The sequence below is a fragment of the Sulfitobacter sp. THAF37 genome, assembly GCF_009363555.1.
In the GTDB taxonomy this organism is placed as follows: Bacteria; Pseudomonadota; Alphaproteobacteria; order Rhodobacterales; family Rhodobacteraceae; genus Sulfitobacter.
In genome coordinates, this window is the sequence record NZ_CP045372.1 from 2,999,681 (window position 1) to 3,019,746 (window position 20,066).

Consider the following 20,066-nt stretch of genomic DNA (forward strand, 5'->3'; position numbering starts at 1 on the left):
AATCTGATCGGACACACCAAGATGATCCAACGCCTTTACGACTGGACGCTGAGCCTGGCACAGCATCCCCACGCGCTTTGGGCGCTGGCCTTTGTCGCCTTCATCGAAAGTTCGGTTTTCCCGATCCCGCCCGACATCCTGATGATCCCGATGATCATCGCCCGGCCAAACCGCGCCTTTCTGATCGCCTTTGTCGCGCTGGTGGCCTCGGTTCTGGGCGGACTTCTGGGCTATGCCATCGGCGCTTTTGCCTTCGAGGCGCTGGGCCAGCCGATCCTTGCCGCCATGGGCAAGACGCAGGCGATGGCCGAATTCTCCGATCGCTTCAACGACCTGGGGTTCTGGGCGGTGCTGACGGCCGGGGTGACGCCATTCCCCTACAAGGTCATCACGATCATGTCAGGCTGGACCGCGATGCCGCTGGGCACCTTCATCGCCACCTCGATCCTGGCACGGGGGCTGCGGTTCTTCATCGTCGCCGCGCTGCTGTGGAAGTTCGGCGCGCCGGTGCGCGTTTTCATCGAACGCAGGCTGGGCCTGATGTTCACCCTGTTCATCGTGCTGCTGGTCGGCGCATTCGCACTGGTGAGGTACATATGACCCGCAAGGCCCTGATCACGCTTGCCACCCTCGGCTCTGCCGCGCTGCTGCTGGGCGCCTTCGGATTTCAGCATCTGGGCGGGCTGGCCCCCTGCAAGATGTGCCTGTGGCAACGCTGGCCCCATGCCGCAGCGATCCTGATCGGGGCGGCTCTGCTGGCCGGAGGACCGCGCGTCCTGACATGGCTGGGTGCATTGGCCGCCCTGACGACGGCGGGCATCGGCATCTATCACGCAGGCGTCGAATGGGGCTGGTGGCCCGGTCCGTCGTCCTGCACCGGCGGAGGCATGGACCTTGACGCGATGGCCGGCGGTGATCTGTTGTCGATGGACGGACCGATGGGCGTCGTCATGTGCGACGAGATTGTCTGGCAATTCGCCGGTCTGTCGATGGCAGGCTGGAACGCCGTGATCTCGCTCGGTCTCGCGGCCCTCTGGATCGCCGCGGCGCGACTTTCAGCCTGATTTCCGGGTCTTGAGAAACAGGCTCGTCTCGCTCGCCACCACCCCGTCGAGCCGTCTGATCCGGGTCAGTGCCGCATCGAACTCCTCCAGCGATGCGCTGCCGATCTCGACGATCACGTCCCAGCGACCATTGGTGCTGTGCACCGCACGGACCTGAGGCATGCTGCCCAGCTGCCGGGTGATCCGCTCGGTGCCGCGCCCTTCGATCCCGATCATCATCATGCCGCGCACCGGGTCGCGGGTCACATCCGCGCGGGTGACAACCGAAAACCCCACGATCTCGCCGGTCTCGCGCAATTTCGCCAGCCGGACCCTGACCGTGGTGCGCGACAGGTTCAGCGCCAGCGCGAGATCGGAAAGCGATGCGCGCGCGTCGTGACGCAGGGCAGCGATCAGGCGATGATCCGTTTCGTCCATTTCTGCTATCCACTTCGATCAATTCCTCCTCGATACGAACAGTTTGGGCGGTTGTCGATCCCCCGATCTGCGCGATAGTTTCCACATCAGCACAAAGGGGATCATGTCATGACCACATCGAACTGCATTCTGATCGGCGCGCCGATGGATTCGGGCAAGCGCAGCAAGGGGTGTCTGATGGGCCCGGACGCCTATCGTACGGCGGGCCTGCCGCAGGCGCTTCGCGACCTGGGCCACAGCGTCGAAGACCGGGGCAATCTGGCCCCTGCCCCCTTTACCGCCAAACCACACCCCAAGCTGGTCGCGCTGGAAGAGACGATCGCCTGGACGCAAAGCCTTGCCGATGCCTCCGAGGCGGCGATGCGCGACGGGTTGCCGATCTTCATGGGCGGGGATCACGCGCTGTCGCTGGGCTCGGTACTGGGCGTGATGCGCCACGCGCAGACGGTGGACCGTCCGCTCTTTGTGCTCTGGCTGGATGCCCACAGCGACTTTCACACGCCGGAAACCACGGACAGCGGCAATCTGCACGGCACGCCGCTGGGCTATGTCACCGGGCGCGCGGGCTTTGACGGCTTTCCGCAGGTCGACCCGCCGCTGCCCCAGCAGAACGTCGCCATCATCGGCCTGCGCTCGGTCGATGCGGCGGAACGCGCAGCCCTGCAGGAAAGTGACATCACCCATGTGGACATGCGCGAAATCGACGAAACCGGGATCGCCCGCCCCCTTCAGGCCTTTCTCGACCGGGTGGCGGCGGCCAACGGGCTGCTGCATGTCTCGCTCGATGTCGATTTCCTCGATCCCGCCGTCGCGCCCGCGGTCGGCACCACCGTACCCGGCGGCGCCACGGTGCGCGAAGGTCATCTTGTCATGGAAATGCTGCACGACAGCGGCTTGATGACATCGCTCGACCTGGTGGAGCTGAACCCCTTCCTCGACGAACGCGGCAAGACCGCGACCCTGATGGTGGACCTCGCGGCATCGGCCATGGGCCGCCGCGTCTTCGACCGCCCCAACCGCGCATATTGAAGGAACCAGCAATGCCGACCCCCTCAGAAAAGGCTTTGGTGCCGTTTGTCTCCGTCGACCACATGATGAAACTGATCCACCACATCGGGGTGGAGAACATGCTCAGGGAACTGGCCGACTATATCGAAGCCGACTTTCACCGCTGGGAGAGTTTCGACAAGACGCCGCGCGTGGCCAGCCACTCGGACAAAGGGGTGATCGAACTCATGCCGACCTCGGACGGGGCGGATTACGGCTTCAAATACGTCAACGGCCACCCCAGCAACACCAAGGACGGGCTGCAGACCGTGACCGCCTTCGGTCTGCTGGCCGATGTGGCGACAGGCTATCCGGTGCTTCTGACCGAAATGACCATGCTCACCGCCCTGCGCACCGCCGCCACATCGGCGCTGGTGGCACGGCTGCTGGCCCCAAAGGGCGCGCATGTGATGGCCATGATCGGCAACGGGGCCCAGTCTGAGTTCCAGAGCCTCGCCATGAAGGCCATCGCGGGGGTGGACGAGGTGCGCCTTTATGACATCGACCCGGCCGCCACCGCGAAATGCGCCCGCAACCTCGCCCACAGCGGGCTGAAGGTGGTGCCCTGCGACAGCGCCGAAGAGGCGATGCTGGGCGCGCAGATCATCACCACCTGCACGGCGGACAAGCAATACGCGACCATCCTGACCGACAACATGGTCGGCAGCGGCGTGCATATCAACGCCATCGGCGGCGACTGCCCCGGCAAGACGGAACTGGCCCCGGCCATCCTGCACCGCGCGGGCATCTTCGTGGAGTTCCCCGAACAGACCCGGATCGAGGGCGAGATCCAGCAGCTGGACCCCGACCATCCGGTGACGGAAATCTGGCAGGTCCTCACCGGCCAGGCCCAGGGCCGCAGCGACGACCGCCAGATCACGCTTTTCGACAGCGTGGGCTTCGCGATCGAGGATTTTTCGGCACTGCGCTACATCCGCGACCGGATCGACGGCACCGACATGTTCCTGCCTCTGGATCTGCTGGCGGATCCGGACGATCCCCGCGACCTCTTCGGCATGTTGCAACGCGCCCGAGGCTAAGCGGCCCCCTCCTACCCACCCTGGTCTGGTGGGCCCGCAGCGCAATATCAATAATGTAATGCCCGCGCAGCGCGCACCTTCGGATCAGCCCGGGTGCGGTCACTCCCGCGTCACGTCGCGTCCGTAAAGCCAATCGAATGCGCCCACCATCAGACCCGGCGCAAACCGGCTGGCGGCGCCCAACCCCAGATGCGCGGCCAGCCGCAGGGGCCCCGGCCGCAGGTGATAGCGCCAGGCATTGCGCGAAGACGCCCGGATCACCCGGCGCACCCGTTCGCGGCGCGCCGCCTGATAGGCCGCAAGTCCCGCCTGCCCTCTCTCTGCCAATCGCTCGGCCAGCACCCAGGCGTCCTCCAGCGCCATGTTGGCCCCCTGGGCAAGGAAGGGCAGCGTCGGATGCGCGGCATCCCCCAGAAGGGCCACCCCGTCCCGCTGCCAGACCTCGGCCACAGGATGCCGGTGCAACCCCCAGAGCGTGACCTCGCGCACCGCTGCGATCAATTCTCCCGCAGGGCCGCTGAAACCGTTGAATGCCGCGCGCAGGTGCGCGGGATCGTCGGCATGGTTCCAGCCCTCCGCCGCCCAGCTTTCGCGTTCTTCCACCGCGACCAGATTGACCAGCCGTCCGCCCCGCACCGGGTAGCTGACAAGGTGCCGGCCCGGCCCCATGCCCACCCGCGCCTCTGCCGGATGACCTCCCATGTTCTCCACCAGCGCCCGCCAAGCCACCTGGCCGGTAAACGCCGCCTGATCCGCCCCGTTCAGCACCGGGCGGGCCACGGAATGGATGCCATCCGCGGCGATGACCACTTCCGCCTGCCGGGTGCCCCCGCCCTCCAGCTGCACCTGGGGCAAGGCCCCCGGGCGCACGCTGGCGACGGGCGTGCCGAATTCAAAGCTGACATTGGCACGGCGCGCCAGACCGGCGAGCATGTCCACCAGATCGGCCCGATGCAAAAAGACATAGCGTTGATCGGGACGCAGGCGTTGCAGATCCAGCCGGGCCACTTCGCGGCCCTTTTCGGTTTGCAACACCACTGCCCGGCCCGCGACGGCTTCCTTGCGGGTCAGCTCTGCCTCCAGCCCCAGTGCCCGCAGCACGGCAAGGCCATTGGGGCTGACCTGCAGGCCCGCGCCGACCTCGCCCAGCCGTCCGGCCCGTTCCAGCACCGTGACCGCCACGCCGCGCCGCGCCAGGGCGGCGGCCACGGCCAGCCCGCCGATCCCGGCGCCGATCACGATGGCATTGGAAATCCGCATCCCGCCTCACATGAAAACGCCGGGGCACAGGCCCCGGCGGATTGAAAATCACTCACGTCAGATCAAACCTCAGTCGTCGCGGTGCACCTTTTCGCGGCGTTCGTGCTTTTCCTGCGCTTCAAGGCTCATGGTCGCGATGGGCCGCGCGTCCAGACGCTTGAGCGAGATCGGATCGCCGGTCACGGAGCAATACCCGAATTCTCCCTCTTCGATCCGGCGCAGCGCCGCGTCGATCTTGCCCACCAGTTTACGGGCACGATCACGGGTCCGCAGTTCCAGTGCGCGGTCGGTTTCTTCGCTTGCGCGATCCGCGACGTCGGGAATGTTCCGCGTGCCGTCCTGCAGCCCTTCGATGGTGTCCCGGCTGCCCGCCAGCAGCTCTGCTTTCCAGTTCAGCAGCTTGCGCCGAAAGTACTCCAGCTGCTTGTCGTTCATGAATGGTTCATCTTCTGCCGGCGAATAATCGTCCGGCAGGAAAACTTCCTGTTTCATTGGTTGTCCCTCAACAGTTTTTAGCCCTGACATGTGAGACCTATCTCCCCGAGACCGCTCCCTGCCGCAGCGTCTACCCCAGCGCCCCTGTTTTGTCACTACACAATCCCAGCGTTTTTTGGTTAAAGACAACCAGTCAAACAGCGGATCACAGAGGATTGAAACCAAATGAAATTTCAAGGCACCGCCGATTACGTCGCGACCGACGATCTCACCATTGCGGTGAACGCCGCCGTGACCCTTGAGCGCCCTCTGCTGGTCAAGGGGGAACCTGGCACCGGCAAGACGGAGCTTGCGCTGCAGGTCTCCTCGGCGCTGGGTCTGCGGATGATCGAATGGAACATCAAATCCACCACGCGGGCGCAGCAGGGCCTTTACGAATATGACGCGGTCAGCCGGTTGCGCGACAGCCAGCTGGGCGAAGAGCGGGTTCACGATGTGAAGAACTACATCCGCAAGGGCAAGCTCTGGGAAGCCTTCGAGGCGGACGAGAAGGTCGTGCTGCTGATCGACGAGATCGACAAGGCGGATATCGAGTTTCCCAACGACCTGCTGCAGGAGTTGGACAAGATGGAATTCCACGTCTACGAAACCGGCGAAACGATCAAGGCCCGCCACCGCCCGATCGTGATCATCACCTCCAACAACGAAAAGGAACTGCCCGACGCCTTCCTGCGGCGCTGCTTTTTCCACTACATCCGCTTTCCGGAGATGGACACGCTGAAGCAGATCGTCGAGGTGCACCATCCTGGCATCAAGGAAAACCTGCTGACCACCGCGCTGACACAGTTCTACGAGATCCGCGATCAGGCCGGACTGAAGAAAAAGCCGTCCACATCCGAGGTACTGGACTGGCTGAAGCTGTTGCTGGCCGAGGACATGGATGCCGCCGACCTGAAAAAGGACGGCGCCAGCGCCCTGCCCAAGCTGCATGGCGCACTGCTGAAGAACGAACAGGACGTGCATCTGTTCGAACGTCTTGCCTTCATGGCGCGCGGCCAGAGGTGACGCCGGGGACGATGCAAGACCCTTGGGTATCGTGAACAGTGGCTGCTGCCGCCTCTCGGGCCGGCGGCGGCACTCCTCGGGTGCGGGGCTGCCCGGTAGCAGTGTCGCCCCCACCATGCGGACACCCATGCCAGACATCGGGCCCGGGTGTCCGCTGGCGCGGCGCATCGCCAGCAGCCCGACCCCGCCCCCTTTGACCCCGACAGCCTGTTCGCGTGCTCAATAGCTGGCCTGCGGGCAAATCTGCAGTGGCAACACGGCCTCGCGCGTGCGTCCCATTTTGCCCCGCCGGATGTCGCGACCGATCTCATGGCAGAGTTTTTGTGGCCTAGCAGAGTCTTGTGGCTGAACCGTCGTTCTGCCCCGTCGTGCCTGCTTTTTCAGGCACTCAACCACCTGTGCGAGCGTGGTGCAGATGCCATATTTCGCGCTGCAGAAATTGCGGTCCCGGTTCGCCTCTATTTCGCCTCAATTCCTGCCTAGGCAGGTCGGCAAGATAGGAAAACCGATTTGACTCCGGCAGCCAGAAAGAGCGCAGACAACCATCCATGAGCAGCAGAACACCGCGCCCCTACGGCGCAAACAGACATACCATCTCGCGAAGATCCTCACCCAACACCCTGTCACCTAAGGATTTGTCCTTGTGAACGGACGTTTCGTTCTGCCACTTGTGATGCTGCTGAACGCCTGCGTGCCCGCCTCCGACCCGGATGTGGCGACCCGTGCGGCAGTCAATACCGGCGCCAGCACGCTGCCGCCGATGAAGAATTTCGCCGCCAGCCGTCCCGAGGCTCCGGTGCGGTCGAACAACGACCTTGCGCTGGATTTCATCGAATTGTCCTTCCAGATGGAAAGCGGCCGCGCCCTGCCGGTGCTGACCCGCTTCGAGGGCCCGATCACACTGCGCGTCACCGGCGCACCACCCCCCACGCTGATGCCTGACCTGAACCGGCTGTTGGCGCGGTTGCGCAACGAGGCGGGCATCGACATCACGCAGTCGCGCTCGGACACGGCACATATCACCATTCAGGCCGTCACCCGAGAGGACATTCGCAAGGTCCTGCCGCAGGCCGCCTGCTTTGTCACGCCCAATGTGACGTCGATCCAGGACTACCGCAGCGCCCGCCGCCTGCCCAGAACGAACTGGACGCTGTTGAAAACGCGCGAAAAAGTCGCGATTTTCCTGCCCAATGACGCCAGCCCGCAGGAGGTGCGCGATTGCCTGCACGAAGAGCTGGCGCAGGCCCTGGGGCCGCTGAATGACCTCTATCGCCTGCCCGACTCGGTCTTTAACGACGACAATGTGCATACGGTCCTGACCGGCTTCGACATGCTGATCCTGCGGGCCTATTACGACCCGGCGCTTCGGTCCGGCATGACGCGCGGCCAGGTGGCCGCCGCCCTGCCCGCGATCTTTGCCCGGATCAACCCGAAAGGGACGGGTAAACCGGCGCGATATGCCACCCGCACGCCAGAGGAGTGGAGCCGCGCGATCCAGACCGCCCTGGGGCGGCAGGTCTCTCTCAAGAGCCGCCAGAACGCGGCGCAGAAAAGCATCCGCATCGCGGCTGAAATGGGCTGGGAGGACCACCGCCGGGCCTTTGCCCATTACGCCATGGGCCGCGCGATCCAGTCCACCGACCCCGAGCTGGCGCAAAAGCACTACCTGACCGCTGACCGCTACTATGCCCTGACACCGGGCACCCGCCTGCACCGGGCCTATGTGGCGACACAGCTGTCGGCCTATGCGATCTCGACAGGAGACGCGGACCGTGCCCTGCGGCTGATTGCACCGCATATCCAGACCGCGGAACAGTCGGAGAACGCGGCACTGCTGTCCACGCTGCTGCTGTTGCGCGCCGAGGCGCTGGAACTGCAAGGCCGCGCGACAGAGGCCCGTGGCGTCAGGCTGGACAGCGTCGGCTGGGCGCGTTACGGCTTTGGGCCAGATTGGGCCGTGCGGGCCAAGCTGCGCGAAATCGCGTCTCTCAACCCGCTGAAGGGCTCGTAACCACGGGCGGAAGACAATGATCGTAATCGTTTTGGCGCTTGTCGGGGCCCTGTTCGGCGGGCTGACCGCGCGCAAACGGGCGGGCAACCGCAAGGATGTGGCGCAATACGCCGCCGGATATGCCATCGCATTTGCGATCGTCGGCATGATCCTGACCGTCATCATCGACCGCAGCTTGATGGGCTGACGGATGTTCCTGCCCTTCTTCGAACAGCTGCGCGCCCACAAGGTCCCCGTTTCCATGCGGGAATTCCTGGCGTTCCTGGACGGTATGGCTGCCGGAATTGCCACCTATGACGTGGAGGCGTTCTACTACCTTGCCCGCGTGTCGATGGTAAAGGACGAACGCAACATCGACAAATTCGACCAGGCTTTTGCCGCAGCTTTTAAAGGCTTGGAAAACATCAGCTTGGACGACGTTCTTGAAGCTGTCGACATCCCGCGCGACTGGCTGGAGAAGATGGCCGAAAAACACCTCAGCGAGGCCGAAAAGGCCGAGATCGAAGCTTTGGGAGGCTTCGACAAGCTGATGGAAACACTCAAGAAACGGCTTGAAGAGCAAAAGGGCCGCCACCAGGGCGGCAGCAAATGGGTCGGCACGGCAGGCACCTCGCCTTTCGGCGCCTATGGCTATAATCCCGAGGGCGTGCGCATCGGCCAGAAGGAAAGCCGCCACCAGCGCGCGACCAAGGTTTGGGACAAACGCGAGTTCCGCAACCTGGATGACAATGTCGAACTGGGGACACGCAACATCAAGGTGGCGTTGAAACGCCTGCGCCGCTGGGCCCGTGACGGCGCGCAGGAAGAACTGGACCTGCGCGGCACCATCCGCGCCACGGCGGAACACGGCTATCTCGACGTCAAGACCCGCCCCGAGCGGCGCAACGCGGTCAAGGTGCTGCTGTTTCTCGACGTCGGCGGCTCCATGGATCCGCATGTGAAGGTGGTTCAGGAACTGTTCAGCGCCGCCAAGGCAGAATTCAAGCATTTCGAGCATTTCTATTTCCACAACTGCCTTTACGAAGGCGTGTGGAAGGACAACCGCCGCCGCTGGGACGCGCAGATCAGCACCCATGAGATCCTGCGCACCTATGGGCCGGACTACAAATGCATCTTCGTCGGCGATGCGTCGATGTCGCCCTACGAGATTGCCTATCCCGGCGGGGCGAACGAACACTGGAACCCTGAAAGCGGCGCCACTTGGCTGACCCGCGCGCGCGACCAGTGGCAGAGCAACCTCTGGATCAATCCGGTGCCCGAAAAATACTGGCCCTACACCCAGTCCATCTCGATGATACAAGAGATCTTCGGTCCAGAGGCCATGGTTCCGATGACGCTTGACGGGCTGTCCCGCGGCATCAAAACGATGACCCGATAAGTTTTCCACGCACTTTCAAACCTCTAATGCAATTTGTTCAAGTCATGGATTAAGTCCGTCAATGCGGCAGGGCGGCTGCTCTGTCGGATCTGGCAAAGCGGCCTGAATGTCTCCCCCATCTTCTGCCCGCGCAAAGGAACGTACACCTCGGTGATGCGTTGAGCGACAGCACAAGAATGAAAGGATGCTATCATGGCGATCAAGAAATCAGGCTCCGCGAAGTGGACAGGCGATCTGAAGACCGGCAAAGGCCACGTCTCGACCGAGACCGGCGTGCTGAGCGATCAGCCCTACGGGTTCAACACCCGGTTCGAAGACGGCAACGGCACCAACCCCGAGGAGCTGATCGGCGCTGCCCATGCGTCTTGTTATTCGATGGCGCTGTCGATGATTCTGGGCCAGAGCGACCTGACCCCCGACAGCATTCAGACGACCGCCACCGTGAGCCTTGAAGAAAAAGACGGCGGCTTTGCCGTGACCAAGGTGCATCTGGACGTTCAGGCGACCATTCCCGGCGCCAGTCAGGAGCAGTTCGCAGATGCGGCCAATGCCGCCAAGGAGAACTGCCCGATCTCGAAACTGCTGAACGCCGAGATCACGATGGACGCCAATCTGTCCTGATATAGATTGCGGGACCGCTAATGGCGGTCCTGCACCCCCTGCATGATCGCATCGTCGACGTCACCATGCCCGTGCAGTACCGACACATCCCCCGTCTGTTCGAAAATCGCAAACCGTACGTCGCTAAGTCGAAACACATTCGCTTCGCGCAGCTTTGCGATCAGATCACCGTGGGTCATCCGGGACCTGTGCAAGTTCTCTTCAAAAATCTCCCCATCTTTCATGATGAGCAGCGCATCGTTGTCCATCGCGTTCCTGACAGTCTCGCTACTGACACGTCGGCGGGACAGGACTGCCTGAACAAGGAACAGCGCGGACATGGCAGCCAGACCGGTCACGAAGTCAGTTTCCTTTGACACCACGACGGACGCCAGGACAGAGCCCATGGCCACCGTAATTCCAAAATCGTAGCCCGACATCTTCGAGAACGACCGAAGACCCTGCATGCGGGTCAGAACGATGAAGGTCACGATGATGAAGGCCGCGTCGAAGAAAGGCCAAATAAGTGCGGGAAGATCGGGCATTTTAGGCTCCTTTGAAGTATTCAGATACCAGATGGTGCGCGGCATCCGATTGTCGCGCCGGAACTGGGATTTCCTATGTGAAGCGGGCAATCGCGGTCTTGCCTGCTTGCCCCTGCCCGCCGCGCCCCCATATTGGACCCATGATCCGCGTTCTTCCGATCCTGCTTGCCATCCTCTATGCGCTGGCGATGTACCGGTTTTCCACCTGGCGCACCGCGCGCGAGCTGGATGCCAAGTCGACGCGCCTTGCCGATCCTGCGCTGAAGGAAGTCAGCGACCGGCTGGCCCGTGCGCTGGACCTGCCGCAGATCAAGGTTCACATCTACGAGATCGACCCGGTGAACGGGCTGGCGGCACCGGACGGGCGCATCTTCATCACCCGCGGGTTCTACAACAAGTTCCGGTCGGGCGATGTCTCGGCCGAGGAAATGGCATCGGTCATCGCGCACGAACTGGGCCACGTCGCACTGGGGCATTCGCGGCGGCGGATGATCGACTTTTCCGGCCAGAATGCCATTCGCACTGTGCTTGCCATGGTTCTGGGGCGGTTCATTCCATTCGTCGGCGTGTGGATCGCCAACATGATCACCACGCTGCTGGCCGCGCGGCTGTCGCGGGGGGACGAGTACGAGGCCGACGCCTATGCCGCCGCCCTGCTGACAAAGGCGGGGATCGGCGTGGGACCGCAGATTTCACTGTTTCGCAAGCTTGAGGCGCTGACGCAAAGCAATCACGGCACCTCTCCGGCGTGGCTGCTGAGCCACCCCAAGACCGAAGAGCGTGTGGCGGCCCTGCAAAAGCTCGAAGCGCGCTGGTCGCGCTGAACGGTCGCGCCGCTCAGGAACCGGGTCCTTCGCGCCGGGTCCTGCGGGCACCTGACCCCGTCAGCGGGTCAGCGCGCGGGCCAGACGGGGCAGCCGTGCTTTCTTCAGCAGGGGCCGCATTTCCCACGCCTCTCCCGACAGGGTGCGCGCGGTCTCCAGAACCCTGCCGGCCACCCGTTCGACCGCCGCCGGTTGATCGACCCACAGGGCGGCCAGGTGGTGGTCCGGGTCGATCCGGTCCAGGCCTTCCTCGGCCAGGGTTCCCTTGGGAAAATCCTTGGCGTTCAGGGTCATGATGGCATCGGCGCTGGCATCGACCGCCACGGCCAGGACATGCAGATCGTTCGGATCCGGCAGCCAGAGCCGCGCCGCCACCCCTGGTGCGGGGGGACGTTCGGCGGTGGGCCAGTCGCGGCGGAGCAAGGCGATTTCCGTTCGCGCCTGTGCCTCGCCTGCAGGGCCGAGCTTGACCGCCGCACGGGCCCATTCCTCAAGAATGCGGGCGGACCATACGGGGTCGAACAGCCCCTCTGCCGCCACGCCCAGCACCATTTCGCGCATCACCGTCGGGTAAAGCACGCAGGTGTCGATCAGGACCCGCATCAGAGGCGGAAGAACAGCGATTTCAGGTAGCCGCTTTCGGCCAGTTGCGGCAGTTGCGGGTGATCCGGTCCGGCAAAGCCGGTGTGCAACAGCACGCCACGCCGTCCGGCCCGCCCGATGCCCCGCACGCTGGCCACCCGGAACTGCGCCAGATCCGCCGCGTGCGAGCAGGAACACAGCCCCAGAATGCCGCCCTCGGCGACCAGGGGGGCGGCCAGCCGCGCGATCCGCTCATAGGCGCGCAAGCCTGCCTCCAGCGCCGGGCGGGCGGGGGCAAAGGCGGGCGGATCGCAGATCACCACGTCGAATTCGGCTCCCTCGGCGCGCAGCGCCGCCAGCACGTCAAAGGCGTCACCCTGCCGGGTCGTGAAACGATCCGCGACGCCTGCGGCCTCTGCCCCGCCCCGCGCAAGTTCAAGTGCGGGGCCGGAGCCGTCCACCGCCATCGCGCTTGCGGCACCGGAGGCCAGCGCGGCGAGGGAAAATCCGCCCACATGCGCAAAAACATCGAGCACCCGCGCCCCGCGCGACAGATTGGCGGCGAAGGCGTGATTGGGCCGCTGGTCATAGTATAGGCCGGTCTTCTGCCCGCCCGTCAGGTCGGCAAGGTAGGTCGCGCCGTTCATCTGTACCGGCACGGGGCCTTCCGGGGCCACACCGGCAAGAACACCGTTCACGTCGTCCAGACCCTCCAGCGCGCGGGTCCGGCCACTGGCGTTCTTCAGCACATGGGTCACGCCCGTCACCGCCACCAGCGCGGCGCTGAGCGGTTCGATGAGCGCCTCGGCCCAGGCCGCGTTGGGCTGCACCACGCAGGCATCGCCGAACCGGTCTATCACCACCCCCGGCAGGCCATCCGCCTCCGCATGGATCAGGCGGTAGAAAGGCCCATCGAACAGACGGTTGCGCAGGTCCAGCGCCCGCGCGATATGCCCCTCGAACCAGGACTGGTCGATCACCGCCGCCGGATCACGGTCCAATATCCGCGCGATGATCTTGGAGTTCGGATTGACCGCAACAAGGCCAAGGGGCTGGCGGTCCGCGTCCTCCAGCAGCGCCAGCGCGCCGGGGTCCAGTTTGCGGGTCCGGCGGTCGGTGACCAGTTCGTTGGCATAGACCCAAGGAAAGCCGTGGCGGATCGCGCGGGCGTTCGCCTTGGGCATCAGCCGGACCACCGGCAGGTCAGTGCCGGAAGTGCCGTCAGTCGGGCGGGAAGGAGAATGGGGCGCTGTCATGGCGCCCCGTCTAGTGCTTTCCTGTGGCCTGTGAAAGCCTGTATTTACGAGCGGAACAGCGCCAGGCCAGGTTTCGGCGCCTCGGCATCGGCGGGCCGGGCAAGTTCCTGCCGGATCACCTGCGCAAGATGCCCGGTAACACGCACCTTCTGGGTCTGCCCACGGCTTTCGGCTTCGATCGCCTTCTTACCGCCGTAGGCTTTCAGATTGGTCTCAACAACTCGGGTCGGCCCCAGAGGCAGGCCGGTCTCGGCGGACAGGACTGTCAGCTTGAACTCCATGTTGTGCACCCCGCCGACGCTGTAACGGGTCTTTTCCGTGACGGAGTGAAAGCGGGTCACTTCCACGTCCAGTACCGCGTCGGTCTCGCCAGAGAGGTCCCGGGTCCCGTTGGCGAGCGCGGCTTCGAAGATGTGCTGCACCTGCGCGTGCCGGTCGCCGAGGGGATCACCGCGCCAGACGATATCGGCCACAGGGTAGTAGTGGTTCGCTTCTGACACCGACAGGCTGTCCGGCACGCGCACGTCGATCCGTGTGACGCGGAGATTTCTGGTCGGCGTGATCTGCGTCTGCGGCTGTGCAATGGACGCGGTGTTCTGGCCGGGCACCGGTGTCATCTCCAACGGGACGTTCCGGCTGGCGACGTCGGGCATCGCCCCACAGGCGGAGACAAGGGCGGCAAGGCCGATTGCGGCAAAGACTTTCACTGTTTTCATCCGGTCCTCTTTCCGGGCGTCCCTGCGCCCCTGTTTAACAGTCAAGGCGAACTTGATGCGGAAATGAGGCGACATTTGGCCGATAGTGGATTAAGAATGGGGTCATTTGACGACCCTGGCAGTACCGCCGCACGGACGTCAGTTTCGCGGCCGTCCACGCCATCCGCCCCGGCGGCGCGGCGCGGTACTGCCGCTACGTCCCTCGGTCAGGACCTGGGTCATCGGGTGGTGCGCCGCATCTCCGCCATACTGCGCCAGCAGTGCGCGGATCGCGGCGGTGGTGTCCCGCTCCATCGGCAGGCTCAGCGCCCAGTCCAGAAAGATCGACCGGCATTCCGCAAGGGTTATCCCCTCGATCCGGTAGCTTTCTCGGATCAGCCCCTTGGGGTCGTGCTCGGAACCTTTGCTCATGGTGTCTGCCCCTTTTCGCCCGAACCGATCGCGCGCCCGATGATCGCTGCCGCGCCGTCATAGGTCCGCTGCAACTGCGTCTCCAGTCCCGCCAGATCTGCCGCCCCCTGCGCACGGGCGAGAAAGGCGGCACCGGCCTGGCCAAGTGTTCGTTCCTTTACCGGTTCGGACGACAGCAGACGGCCCGTGCATTGCAGCGCCCAGCACCGGGCATAGGCCTGTTTCAAGGTCTCGGCCTCTTCGGCGCTGATCAGCCCGACCCCTTCGGCGGCGTCCAGCGCCTGCGGAATGTCCCGTGCGGTGGTCCCCGAAAGCAGCGCCCCGGCCTGGGCAAGCAGTTCGATGTCCTGCAGGCGGCCGGGCCCGATCTTGGCGTCCCAGGGGCCTGCGGGCGCCTTGGCCTGTGCGATCCGGTCGCGCATCTGCGCGACCTCTGACAGCACGCGGCCGCGGTCCGTCCCGTTTGCCAGCACCGCGTCCCGCAGCGCATGGACCGTGCTGGCCAGATCGTAAGGGCCTGCGACCACGTCGGCACGGGTCAGCGCCAGGTGTTCCCAGACCCAGGCCTGCTCGCGCTGGTAGCTTTCGAAGGCGGTCAGCGACGTCGCCACCGGCCCCTGATTGCCCGAGGGACGCAGCCGCATGTCGATCTCGTAGAGTTTGCCCTGCGACATGGGCGCGGTCATCGCCGTGACCATGGCTTGCGTCAGCCGCGCATAGTAGCTGCGCGAAGCAAGCTGTCTCGGCCCGTCCGAGCTTTCCTGGCCTTCGGCATCGTAGATCACCAGCAGATCGAGGTCCGATGTCGCAGTCAGCCGTCCCGCGCCCAGCGACCCCATGCCCATGATCACCGCACCCCGGCCCGGCGGGGGCCCGTAGCGTTCGGCGAAGTGTTCGACCACCACCGGCCACAGGCAGGAAAGCACCGCCCGCGCGAGGTCGGCATATTGGCCGCCTGCCGTGCGCGCGTCGGTCAGCCCGCGCAACAGATGCACCCCGATGCGGAAATGCCATTCCCGCGCCCAGCGTCGGGTGCCGTCCAGCCGCGCCTCGTAGTCCGCTTCACGCGCGAGCGTCGCTTTCAATGCAGCCTTCAGCGCCTCCTCTCCGGGCCAGTCGCTGAAGAAGTCGCCGCCGATCACCGCATCCAGCACCTGCGCATTGCGCGACAGATGCGTGGCCAGCGCGGGTGACGTGCTGACCACGTCGATCAGCAGATCGGCCAGCTGGGGGTTGGCCCTGAGCAGGGAAAACAGCTGCACCCCCGCCGGGAGGCCGGCAAGAAAGCCGTCGAACGCCATCAGGGCCTCGTCCGGCTTGGCCGCATCCGCCAGCCGCGCCAGCAATTCGGGCTTGAGCCGCTCGAATATCTCGGCCCCGCGTTCCGAACGCAGGGCGGGATAGCTGGGCCAACGGTCGAGGATCGTGGCATCGAATGCATGCGGGGCCGCCGATGTCTCAGCACCCTTGCGCGAGGCGGCAAAGAACCCTTCCGTCATCTCGTGAACCGCGCTCAGACGGCGGTGCAGGTCCTCTCTCAGCACCGCGACATCCATGTCCATCATCGCCGCCAGCCGCGCGAAGCCGTCGTCGGAGGTTGGCAGATCGTGGGTCTGGGCATCCCGGACCATCTGCAGGCGGTGCTCCACCGTGCGGTGGGCGCGGTAGTGGTCGGTCAGCTCCTCCGCGACCGCTACCGGCACCCAGTCCTTTTCCGCCAGCACCTTGAGACCGGCGCAGGTGCCACGCTGGCGCAGATCCGGATCTCGCCCCCCCGCGATCAGCTGCCGGGTCTGGGTGAAAAACTCGATCTCGCGGATGCCGCCGCGTCCCAGTTTCATGTTGTGTCCCGGCAGGGTGATCGGCCCGCCCAGCCCCTTGTGCTCGCGGATGGCCAGGCGCATGTCATGGGCATCCTGGATGGCGGCGAAATCCAGGTGCTTGCGCCAGACAAAGGGGCGCAGGTCGTCAAGAAACCGGCTGCCTGCCGCCATGTCCCCGGCGCAGGGCCGCGCCTTGATATAGGCGGCCCGTTCCCAGGTCCGGCCGAGCGATTCGTAATAGCGTTCCGCGGCCTCCATCCCCAGGCAAACCGGGGTGACAGAAGGATCGGGGCGCAGCCGCAGGTCGGTGCGAAAGACATAGCCCTGGCCGGTCAGATCGCCGAGCGTGGCCGCCATTGCCCGCGTCGCCCGCACGAAGGCGCTGCGCGCCTCGTGAAACACCTCGGGGTCGAAACGGGTCTCGTCAAACAGGCAGATCAGGTCGATGTCGGAGGAATAGTTGAGCTCGCGCGCGCCCATCTTGCCCATCGCCAGGACCACCATGCCCCCCGCATCGTCAAGAGCGTCCAGCGTGACCCCCGGCAGTTTGTTGCGCCGCACCTGCGTCACAAGCCCCGCCTGCAACGCGGCGGCACAGGCAGCGTCGGCGTAATCGGTCAGCGCGCCGGTCACGTCCTCCAGCGACCAGGCCCCGCCAAGGTCGGCCAGCGCCGCCATCAGCGCCACCCGGCGCTTGCCCTGCCGCAGCCCGTCTGACAGCGCGTCGGGCGCGAGGGTCGCGGCTGTCCGGATCACCGCCTGAACGGCGGCTTCGGGGTCGGCCACGGCATCGGCCAGCCAGTCGCGTTCCTTTTCCAGCAGTTCGGCAAGATAGGGTGCGCAGGCCCCTGCCCCGATGGCCAGGTCGCGCACTGCCGGGGGCAGATCGCCGGTGAGCGCCTTCATATCCGCCACACGCCCCAGCTCATGGGGGCGTGGGCAGCGTGTGACACGGGCTTCGAGCGTGCTTGTCATGGGGCAAGCTTTGCGACAGTCTGCGCCCATGAGCAAGAGCATGAAAAGAGTCCGCGCCGCCCTTGAGGCCGCCGGCATGTCCGCCGATATCCGGGAAACCGCTCTGGCCCGCACCGCCGCGGACGCCGCACGGGCCGTCAACTGCGAGATCGACCAGATCGCCAAGTCCATCGTCCTGCGGGGCGAGAGCAGCGGCAAGGCGGTCGTATTCATCACCGCGGGGGGCAATCAGGTGGATCTGGACCGCGCCGCGACCCTCGCGGGTGAACCTCTGGGCAAGGCGGACGCGGCTCTCATCCGGGCGCAGACCGGCTTTGCCATCGGGGGCGTATCGCCGGTGGGGCACCTGTCGCCCTGCCGCATGTGGTTCGACCGCCGCCTGCTGGATTTCCCCCTGGTCTGGGCCGCAGCGGGCACGCCGCACCATGTTTTCGGCCTTGCGCCGACCGACCTGATGCGAATTTCTGGCGCACAACTATCTGATTTTTCACAGATTCCAGAGAAAATGTAAAAACACTTCACATTTCCCCTTGCACGACAGGCCACAATGCCCATCTTGGATGATGTAAAAGGCATTCACATAAGACCTTTTGGAACCGAGGCCGCAGTCAGGCCTTACCACCAAGAAAGGCTTGTCACATGACGACCATGACCGAAACCGCCACCTACGGCAGCCGCCAGAACTGGTTCACCCGGACCGAAGGCTGGCTCGACGACAAGGGCAAGGGCGCCTGGATCGCCGCGATGGTGCTTGGCTTCATCTTTTTCTGGCCTGTCGGCCTGGCCCTTCTGATGTACATGATCTGGAGCAAACGCATGTTTTCCGGCCCCTCCTGCGCCCGTCGCAGCAAACGCACGATGATGACAACCCGCAGCACCGGCAACGCCGCCTTCGACGCCTACAAGGCTGACACGCTGCGCCGCCTTGAGGAAGAACAGACGAACTTTGAATCCTTCCTGGAACGGCTGCGCGAAGCCAAGGACAAGGCCGAATTCGACCAGTTCATGGACGAACGCGCCAAGCGCGCCGATGGCCCTGCCGAGGCCTGAAACCCCAGCCGCGGCCCCGCGCGGGCCGCGCCCCCTGACCGGCTCCGGCACCCTGCCGGGGCCGATTTTTCAAGGATCCGACATGACCCCCGACCCTCTCGAACAGCCTGAATTCTACGATGGCATCCTGACCAAGCGGTTCATCGCCTGGATGGTTGACGGCCTGCTGATCGTGGCGCTTTGTCTGTTGATCCTGCCGTTCACTGCTTTCACCGGCGTGTTCTTTTTCCCCGCGCTGATCCTGGTGATCGGTTTTCTCTACCGGCTGGCGACCCTGTCGGGCGGATCGGCCACCTGGGGCATGCGCCTGGTCGGGATGGAGCTGCGCGACAGCCGCGACCGGCCTCTGGACGGCGGCACCGCCTTTCTGCACACGCTGGGCTATAGCGTCAGCGTCACGGTCGCGCCCCTGCAGCTGGTGTCGATCATCTTCATGATCCTGTCGCCCCGGCGCCAGGGCCTGACCGACATGCTGCTGGGGACGGCGCCGCTGAACCGGCGGAAATGATCCGAAAGAAGGTTGCCATTTTGTAAAAAGCCCTCTTGGCCCCTAGCTTGACGATGGTTATCATTTCACAAACCGAAGGAAAGTCATGCGCCACAGTCTACCGCTCACGCCGCAGTTCTACGTGACCGCGCCACAGCCCTGCCCCTATCTGGAAGACCGGATGGAGCGGAAGCTGTTCACGGCGCTGCAGGGCGACTCGGCGACAGAGCTGAACGACAGCCTGTCGGCACAGGGGTTCCGGCGGTCGCAGAATGTATTGTACCGGCCCTCCTGCGCCGATTGCGCCTCGTGCCTCTCGGCACGGATCGACGTGAACGCCTTTACCCCGTCCAAGGGTCAGAAACGGACCCTGAAACGCAACAGCCACCTGGTGCGCCGCGCCACATCGCCCTGGGCGACGGAAGAACAATACGCGCTCTTCCGCCGGTACCTGGACAGCAGGCACGCCGACGGGGGCATGGCAGACATGGACATCTTCGAATTCGCGGCGATGATCGAGGAAACCCCGATCCGCAGCCGGGTGATCGAATATATCGACCCGGAAACCGATGCCCTGATGGGCGTCTGCCTGACCGATGTGCTGGCCGATGGTGTCAGCATGGTCTATTCCTTCTATTCCCCTGACCTGCCCCGCAACGGTCTGGGCAACTTCATCATCCTGGATCACATCGAAATCGCCCGCGCCGCCGGCCTGCCCTATGTCTATCTGGGCTACTGGGTGCCGGGCAGTCCCAAGATGGGCTACAAGGCCAAGTTTTCGGGGCTTGAGATCTACCTTGGCGGGCAGTGGCAGAAACTGCGCGATCCCGACAGCTTCGAACCTGAACAGCATCCGCTCAGCAACGACCCCATCGCTGAACAGGTGGCCAACATCGCCCTGCCCGACATGGCCCGCCACCGGCGCTGACGCACCGCCGATCCATTTTTTTGCCAGAATAACCGGGGATCCGCCGCAAATACTGTTTGCGCTGTCCGATGCCGCGTGGACAAGGGCACGAAACCGTCCGGACCAACGCGAAAAGCGCCCCGCAGGGCGCCCTGGTGACGGAACACCAAAAG

Annotated in this window: 23 protein-coding genes; 14 read left to right on the plus strand and 9 right to left on the minus strand. The window is 64.6% G+C overall.

Going from position 1 to position 20,066, the window contains the following annotated elements:
* Positions 1 to 21: 21 nt before the first annotated feature.
* Positions 22 to 600, plus strand: a complete 579-nt coding sequence (locus FIU94_RS14665; RefSeq protein ID WP_152466487.1) for a YqaA family protein — start codon at positions 22 to 24, stop codon at positions 598 to 600.
* Complete coding sequence (locus FIU94_RS14670; RefSeq protein ID WP_152466488.1) at positions 597 to 1,064, plus strand: disulfide bond formation protein B; 468 nt, start codon at positions 597 to 599, stop codon at positions 1,062 to 1,064. Before FIU94_RS14665 ends, FIU94_RS14670 begins: the two co-directional genes overlap by 4 nt.
* Here the strand turns inward: FIU94_RS14670 and FIU94_RS14675 are convergent.
* The gene (locus FIU94_RS14675; RefSeq protein ID WP_152466489.1) at positions 1,056 to 1,481 is read right to left on the minus strand and encodes an Lrp/AsnC family transcriptional regulator; all 426 of its coding nucleotides are present in this window, start codon (positions 1,479 to 1,481) and stop codon (positions 1,056 to 1,058) included. The genes FIU94_RS14670 and FIU94_RS14675 overlap by 9 nt on opposite strands.
* Before the next feature lie 108 nt (positions 1,482 to 1,589).
* Here FIU94_RS14675 and rocF point away from each other — a divergent pair, with 108 nt between their 5' ends.
* Entirely contained in the window at positions 1,590 to 2,510 is a 921-nt protein-coding gene (rocF, locus tag FIU94_RS14680; RefSeq protein ID WP_152466490.1) for an arginase, read from the plus strand.
* Positions 2,511 to 2,521: 11 nt separating this feature from the next.
* Complete coding sequence (locus FIU94_RS14685) at positions 2,522 to 3,568, plus strand: ornithine cyclodeaminase (protein WP_152466491.1); 1,047 nt, start codon at positions 2,522 to 2,524, stop codon at positions 3,566 to 3,568.
* Between the two features lie 99 nt (positions 3,569 to 3,667).
* Here the strand turns inward: FIU94_RS14685 and FIU94_RS14690 are convergent, their stop codons facing one another.
* Both FIU94_RS14690 and dksA read right to left on the minus strand, forming a co-directional pair.
* On the minus strand, positions 3,668 to 4,828 hold the full coding sequence (locus FIU94_RS14690; protein ID WP_152466492.1) for an FAD-dependent monooxygenase: 1,161 nt from the start codon (positions 4,826 to 4,828) through the stop codon (positions 3,668 to 3,670).
* Between the two features lie 69 nt (positions 4,829 to 4,897).
* A complete protein-coding gene (dksA, locus tag FIU94_RS14695; protein WP_152466493.1) occupies positions 4,898 to 5,320 on the minus strand; it encodes an RNA polymerase-binding protein DksA in 423 nt (140 codons plus the stop codon).
* A 168-nt stretch (positions 5,321 to 5,488) separates the two neighbouring features.
* Here dksA and FIU94_RS14700 point away from each other — a divergent pair, with 168 nt between their 5' ends.
* The 5 genes from FIU94_RS14700 (at position 5,489) to FIU94_RS14720 (ending at position 10,338) form a co-directional block, all read left to right on the plus strand.
* Positions 5,489 to 6,328 (plus strand): MoxR family ATPase, encoded by an 840-nt coding sequence (locus tag FIU94_RS14700; RefSeq protein ID WP_152466494.1) that lies wholly within the window; start codon positions 5,489 to 5,491, stop codon positions 6,326 to 6,328.
* Positions 6,329 to 7,001: 673 nt separating this feature from the next.
* Positions 7,002 to 8,339: a DUF2927 domain-containing protein gene (locus tag FIU94_RS14705; protein WP_152467080.1), complete on the plus strand. Its 1,338-nt coding sequence runs from the start codon at positions 7,002 to 7,004 to the stop codon at positions 8,337 to 8,339.
* 16 nt (positions 8,340 to 8,355) lie between these two features.
* Positions 8,356 to 8,526 carry an apolipoprotein acyltransferase gene (locus tag FIU94_RS14710; RefSeq protein WP_152466495.1) on the plus strand — a complete coding sequence of 57 codons (171 nt, stop codon included), beginning with the start codon at positions 8,356 to 8,358 and terminating at the stop codon, positions 8,524 to 8,526.
* 3 nt (positions 8,527 to 8,529) lie between these two features.
* Positions 8,530 to 9,717: a VWA domain-containing protein gene (locus FIU94_RS14715; RefSeq protein WP_152466496.1), complete on the plus strand. Its 1,188-nt coding sequence runs from the start codon at positions 8,530 to 8,532 to the stop codon at positions 9,715 to 9,717.
* Between the two features lie 192 nt (positions 9,718 to 9,909).
* The gene (locus FIU94_RS14720) at positions 9,910 to 10,338 is read left to right on the plus strand and encodes an OsmC family protein (RefSeq protein ID WP_152466497.1); all 429 of its coding nucleotides are present in this window, start codon (positions 9,910 to 9,912) and stop codon (positions 10,336 to 10,338) included.
* Between the two features lie 17 nt (positions 10,339 to 10,355).
* On the opposite strand, the gene FIU94_RS14725 is transcribed toward FIU94_RS14720, so the two are convergent.
* Positions 10,356 to 10,862, minus strand: a complete 507-nt coding sequence (locus FIU94_RS14725) for a DUF421 domain-containing protein (protein WP_172975916.1) — start codon at positions 10,860 to 10,862, stop codon at positions 10,356 to 10,358.
* A gap of 140 nt (positions 10,863 to 11,002) precedes the next feature.
* Between FIU94_RS14725 and FIU94_RS14730 the strand changes: the two genes are divergently transcribed.
* Positions 11,003 to 11,686, plus strand: coding sequence for a M48 family metalloprotease (locus FIU94_RS14730; protein WP_152466499.1), 684 nt, complete (start codon positions 11,003 to 11,005; stop codon positions 11,684 to 11,686).
* 60 nt (positions 11,687 to 11,746) lie between these two features.
* On the opposite strand, the gene FIU94_RS14735 is transcribed toward FIU94_RS14730, so the two are convergent.
* From FIU94_RS14735 to FIU94_RS14755, 5 genes are all read right to left on the minus strand, one after another.
* Positions 11,747 to 12,289 carry an RSP_2648 family PIN domain-containing protein gene (locus FIU94_RS14735; RefSeq protein ID WP_152466500.1) on the minus strand — a complete coding sequence of 181 codons (543 nt, stop codon included), beginning with the start codon at positions 12,287 to 12,289 and terminating at the stop codon, positions 11,747 to 11,749.
* Positions 12,289 to 13,524: an RSP_2647 family RNA methyltransferase gene (locus tag FIU94_RS14740; RefSeq protein WP_152466501.1), complete on the minus strand. Its 1,236-nt coding sequence runs from the start codon at positions 13,522 to 13,524 to the stop codon at positions 12,289 to 12,291. Before FIU94_RS14740 ends, FIU94_RS14735 begins: the two co-directional genes overlap by 1 nt.
* Before the next feature lie 44 nt (positions 13,525 to 13,568).
* Positions 13,569 to 14,240 (minus strand): DUF6778 family protein, encoded by a 672-nt coding sequence (locus FIU94_RS14745; protein WP_152466502.1) that lies wholly within the window; start codon positions 14,238 to 14,240, stop codon positions 13,569 to 13,571.
* A 138-nt stretch (positions 14,241 to 14,378) separates the two neighbouring features.
* Positions 14,379 to 14,651: a hypothetical protein gene (locus tag FIU94_RS14750; protein WP_152466503.1), complete on the minus strand. Its 273-nt coding sequence runs from the start codon at positions 14,649 to 14,651 to the stop codon at positions 14,379 to 14,381.
* Positions 14,648 to 17,449 (minus strand): glutamine-synthetase adenylyltransferase, encoded by a 2,802-nt coding sequence (locus tag FIU94_RS14755; protein ID WP_152466504.1) that lies wholly within the window; start codon positions 17,447 to 17,449, stop codon positions 14,648 to 14,650. Before FIU94_RS14755 ends, FIU94_RS14750 begins: the two co-directional genes overlap by 4 nt.
* A gap of 28 nt (positions 17,450 to 17,477) precedes the next feature.
* Here FIU94_RS14755 and FIU94_RS14760 point away from each other — a divergent pair, with 28 nt between their 5' ends.
* The 4 genes from FIU94_RS14760 to FIU94_RS14775 all read left to right on the plus strand — a co-directional run bounded on the left by FIU94_RS14760 (position 17,478) and on the right by FIU94_RS14775 (position 19,914).
* Positions 17,478 to 17,960, plus strand: coding sequence for a YbaK/EbsC family protein (locus tag FIU94_RS14760; protein WP_152466505.1), 483 nt, complete (start codon positions 17,478 to 17,480; stop codon positions 17,958 to 17,960).
* 128 nt (positions 17,961 to 18,088) lie between these two features.
* Positions 18,089 to 18,499: a DUF2852 domain-containing protein gene (locus FIU94_RS14765; protein WP_152466506.1), complete on the plus strand. Its 411-nt coding sequence runs from the start codon at positions 18,089 to 18,091 to the stop codon at positions 18,497 to 18,499.
* Between the two features lie 82 nt (positions 18,500 to 18,581).
* Positions 18,582 to 19,007 (plus strand): RDD family protein, encoded by a 426-nt coding sequence (locus FIU94_RS14770; protein ID WP_152466507.1) that lies wholly within the window; start codon positions 18,582 to 18,584, stop codon positions 19,005 to 19,007.
* Positions 19,008 to 19,092: 85 nt separating this feature from the next.
* Entirely contained in the window at positions 19,093 to 19,914 is an 822-nt protein-coding gene (locus FIU94_RS14775; RefSeq protein ID WP_152466508.1) for an arginyltransferase, read from the plus strand.
* Positions 19,915 to 20,066 lie beyond the last annotated feature (152 nt).

Excerpts from the sequence above, each read along its gene's own strand:
- FIU94_RS14665 (WP_152466487.1), top strand. The coding sequence starts at position 22 with ATGATCCAACGCCTTTACGACTGGACGCTGAGCCTGGCACAGCATCCC.
- FIU94_RS14670 (WP_152466488.1), top strand. The coding sequence starts at position 597 with ATGACCCGCAAGGCCCTGATCACGCTTGCCACCCTCGGCTCTGCCGCG.
- FIU94_RS14675 (WP_152466489.1), bottom strand. The coding sequence starts at position 1,481 with ATGGACGAAACGGATCATCGCCTGATCGCTGCCCTGCGTCACGACGCG.
- rocF (WP_152466490.1), top strand. The coding sequence starts at position 1,590 with ATGACCACATCGAACTGCATTCTGATCGGCGCGCCGATGGATTCGGGC.
- FIU94_RS14685 (WP_152466491.1), top strand. The coding sequence starts at position 2,522 with ATGCCGACCCCCTCAGAAAAGGCTTTGGTGCCGTTTGTCTCCGTCGAC.
- FIU94_RS14690 (WP_152466492.1), bottom strand. The coding sequence starts at position 4,828 with ATGCGGATTTCCAATGCCATCGTGATCGGCGCCGGGATCGGCGGGCTG.
- dksA (WP_152466493.1), bottom strand. The coding sequence starts at position 5,320 with ATGAAACAGGAAGTTTTCCTGCCGGACGATTATTCGCCGGCAGAAGAT.
- FIU94_RS14700 (WP_152466494.1), top strand. The coding sequence starts at position 5,489 with ATGAAATTTCAAGGCACCGCCGATTACGTCGCGACCGACGATCTCACC.
- FIU94_RS14705 (WP_152467080.1), top strand. The coding sequence starts at position 7,002 with ATGCTGCTGAACGCCTGCGTGCCCGCCTCCGACCCGGATGTGGCGACC.
- FIU94_RS14710 (WP_152466495.1), top strand. The coding sequence starts at position 8,356 with ATGATCGTAATCGTTTTGGCGCTTGTCGGGGCCCTGTTCGGCGGGCTG.
- FIU94_RS14715 (WP_152466496.1), top strand. The coding sequence starts at position 8,530 with ATGTTCCTGCCCTTCTTCGAACAGCTGCGCGCCCACAAGGTCCCCGTT.
- FIU94_RS14720 (WP_152466497.1), top strand. The coding sequence starts at position 9,910 with ATGGCGATCAAGAAATCAGGCTCCGCGAAGTGGACAGGCGATCTGAAG.
- FIU94_RS14725 (WP_172975916.1), bottom strand. The coding sequence starts at position 10,862 with ATGCCCGATCTTCCCGCACTTATTTGGCCTTTCTTCGACGCGGCCTTC.
- FIU94_RS14730 (WP_152466499.1), top strand. The coding sequence starts at position 11,003 with ATGATCCGCGTTCTTCCGATCCTGCTTGCCATCCTCTATGCGCTGGCG.
- FIU94_RS14735 (WP_152466500.1), bottom strand. The coding sequence starts at position 12,289 with ATGCGGGTCCTGATCGACACCTGCGTGCTTTACCCGACGGTGATGCGC.
- FIU94_RS14740 (WP_152466501.1), bottom strand. The coding sequence starts at position 13,524 with ATGACAGCGCCCCATTCTCCTTCCCGCCCGACTGACGGCACTTCCGGC.
- FIU94_RS14745 (WP_152466502.1), bottom strand. The coding sequence starts at position 14,240 with ATGAAAACAGTGAAAGTCTTTGCCGCAATCGGCCTTGCCGCCCTTGTC.
- FIU94_RS14750 (WP_152466503.1), bottom strand. The coding sequence starts at position 14,651 with ATGAGCAAAGGTTCCGAGCACGACCCCAAGGGGCTGATCCGAGAAAGC.
- FIU94_RS14755 (WP_152466504.1), bottom strand. The coding sequence starts at position 17,449 with ATGACAAGCACGCTCGAAGCCCGTGTCACACGCTGCCCACGCCCCCAT.
- FIU94_RS14760 (WP_152466505.1), top strand. The coding sequence starts at position 17,478 with ATGAGCAAGAGCATGAAAAGAGTCCGCGCCGCCCTTGAGGCCGCCGGC.
- FIU94_RS14765 (WP_152466506.1), top strand. The coding sequence starts at position 18,089 with ATGACGACCATGACCGAAACCGCCACCTACGGCAGCCGCCAGAACTGG.
- FIU94_RS14770 (WP_152466507.1), top strand. The coding sequence starts at position 18,582 with ATGACCCCCGACCCTCTCGAACAGCCTGAATTCTACGATGGCATCCTG.
- FIU94_RS14775 (WP_152466508.1), top strand. The coding sequence starts at position 19,093 with ATGCGCCACAGTCTACCGCTCACGCCGCAGTTCTACGTGACCGCGCCA.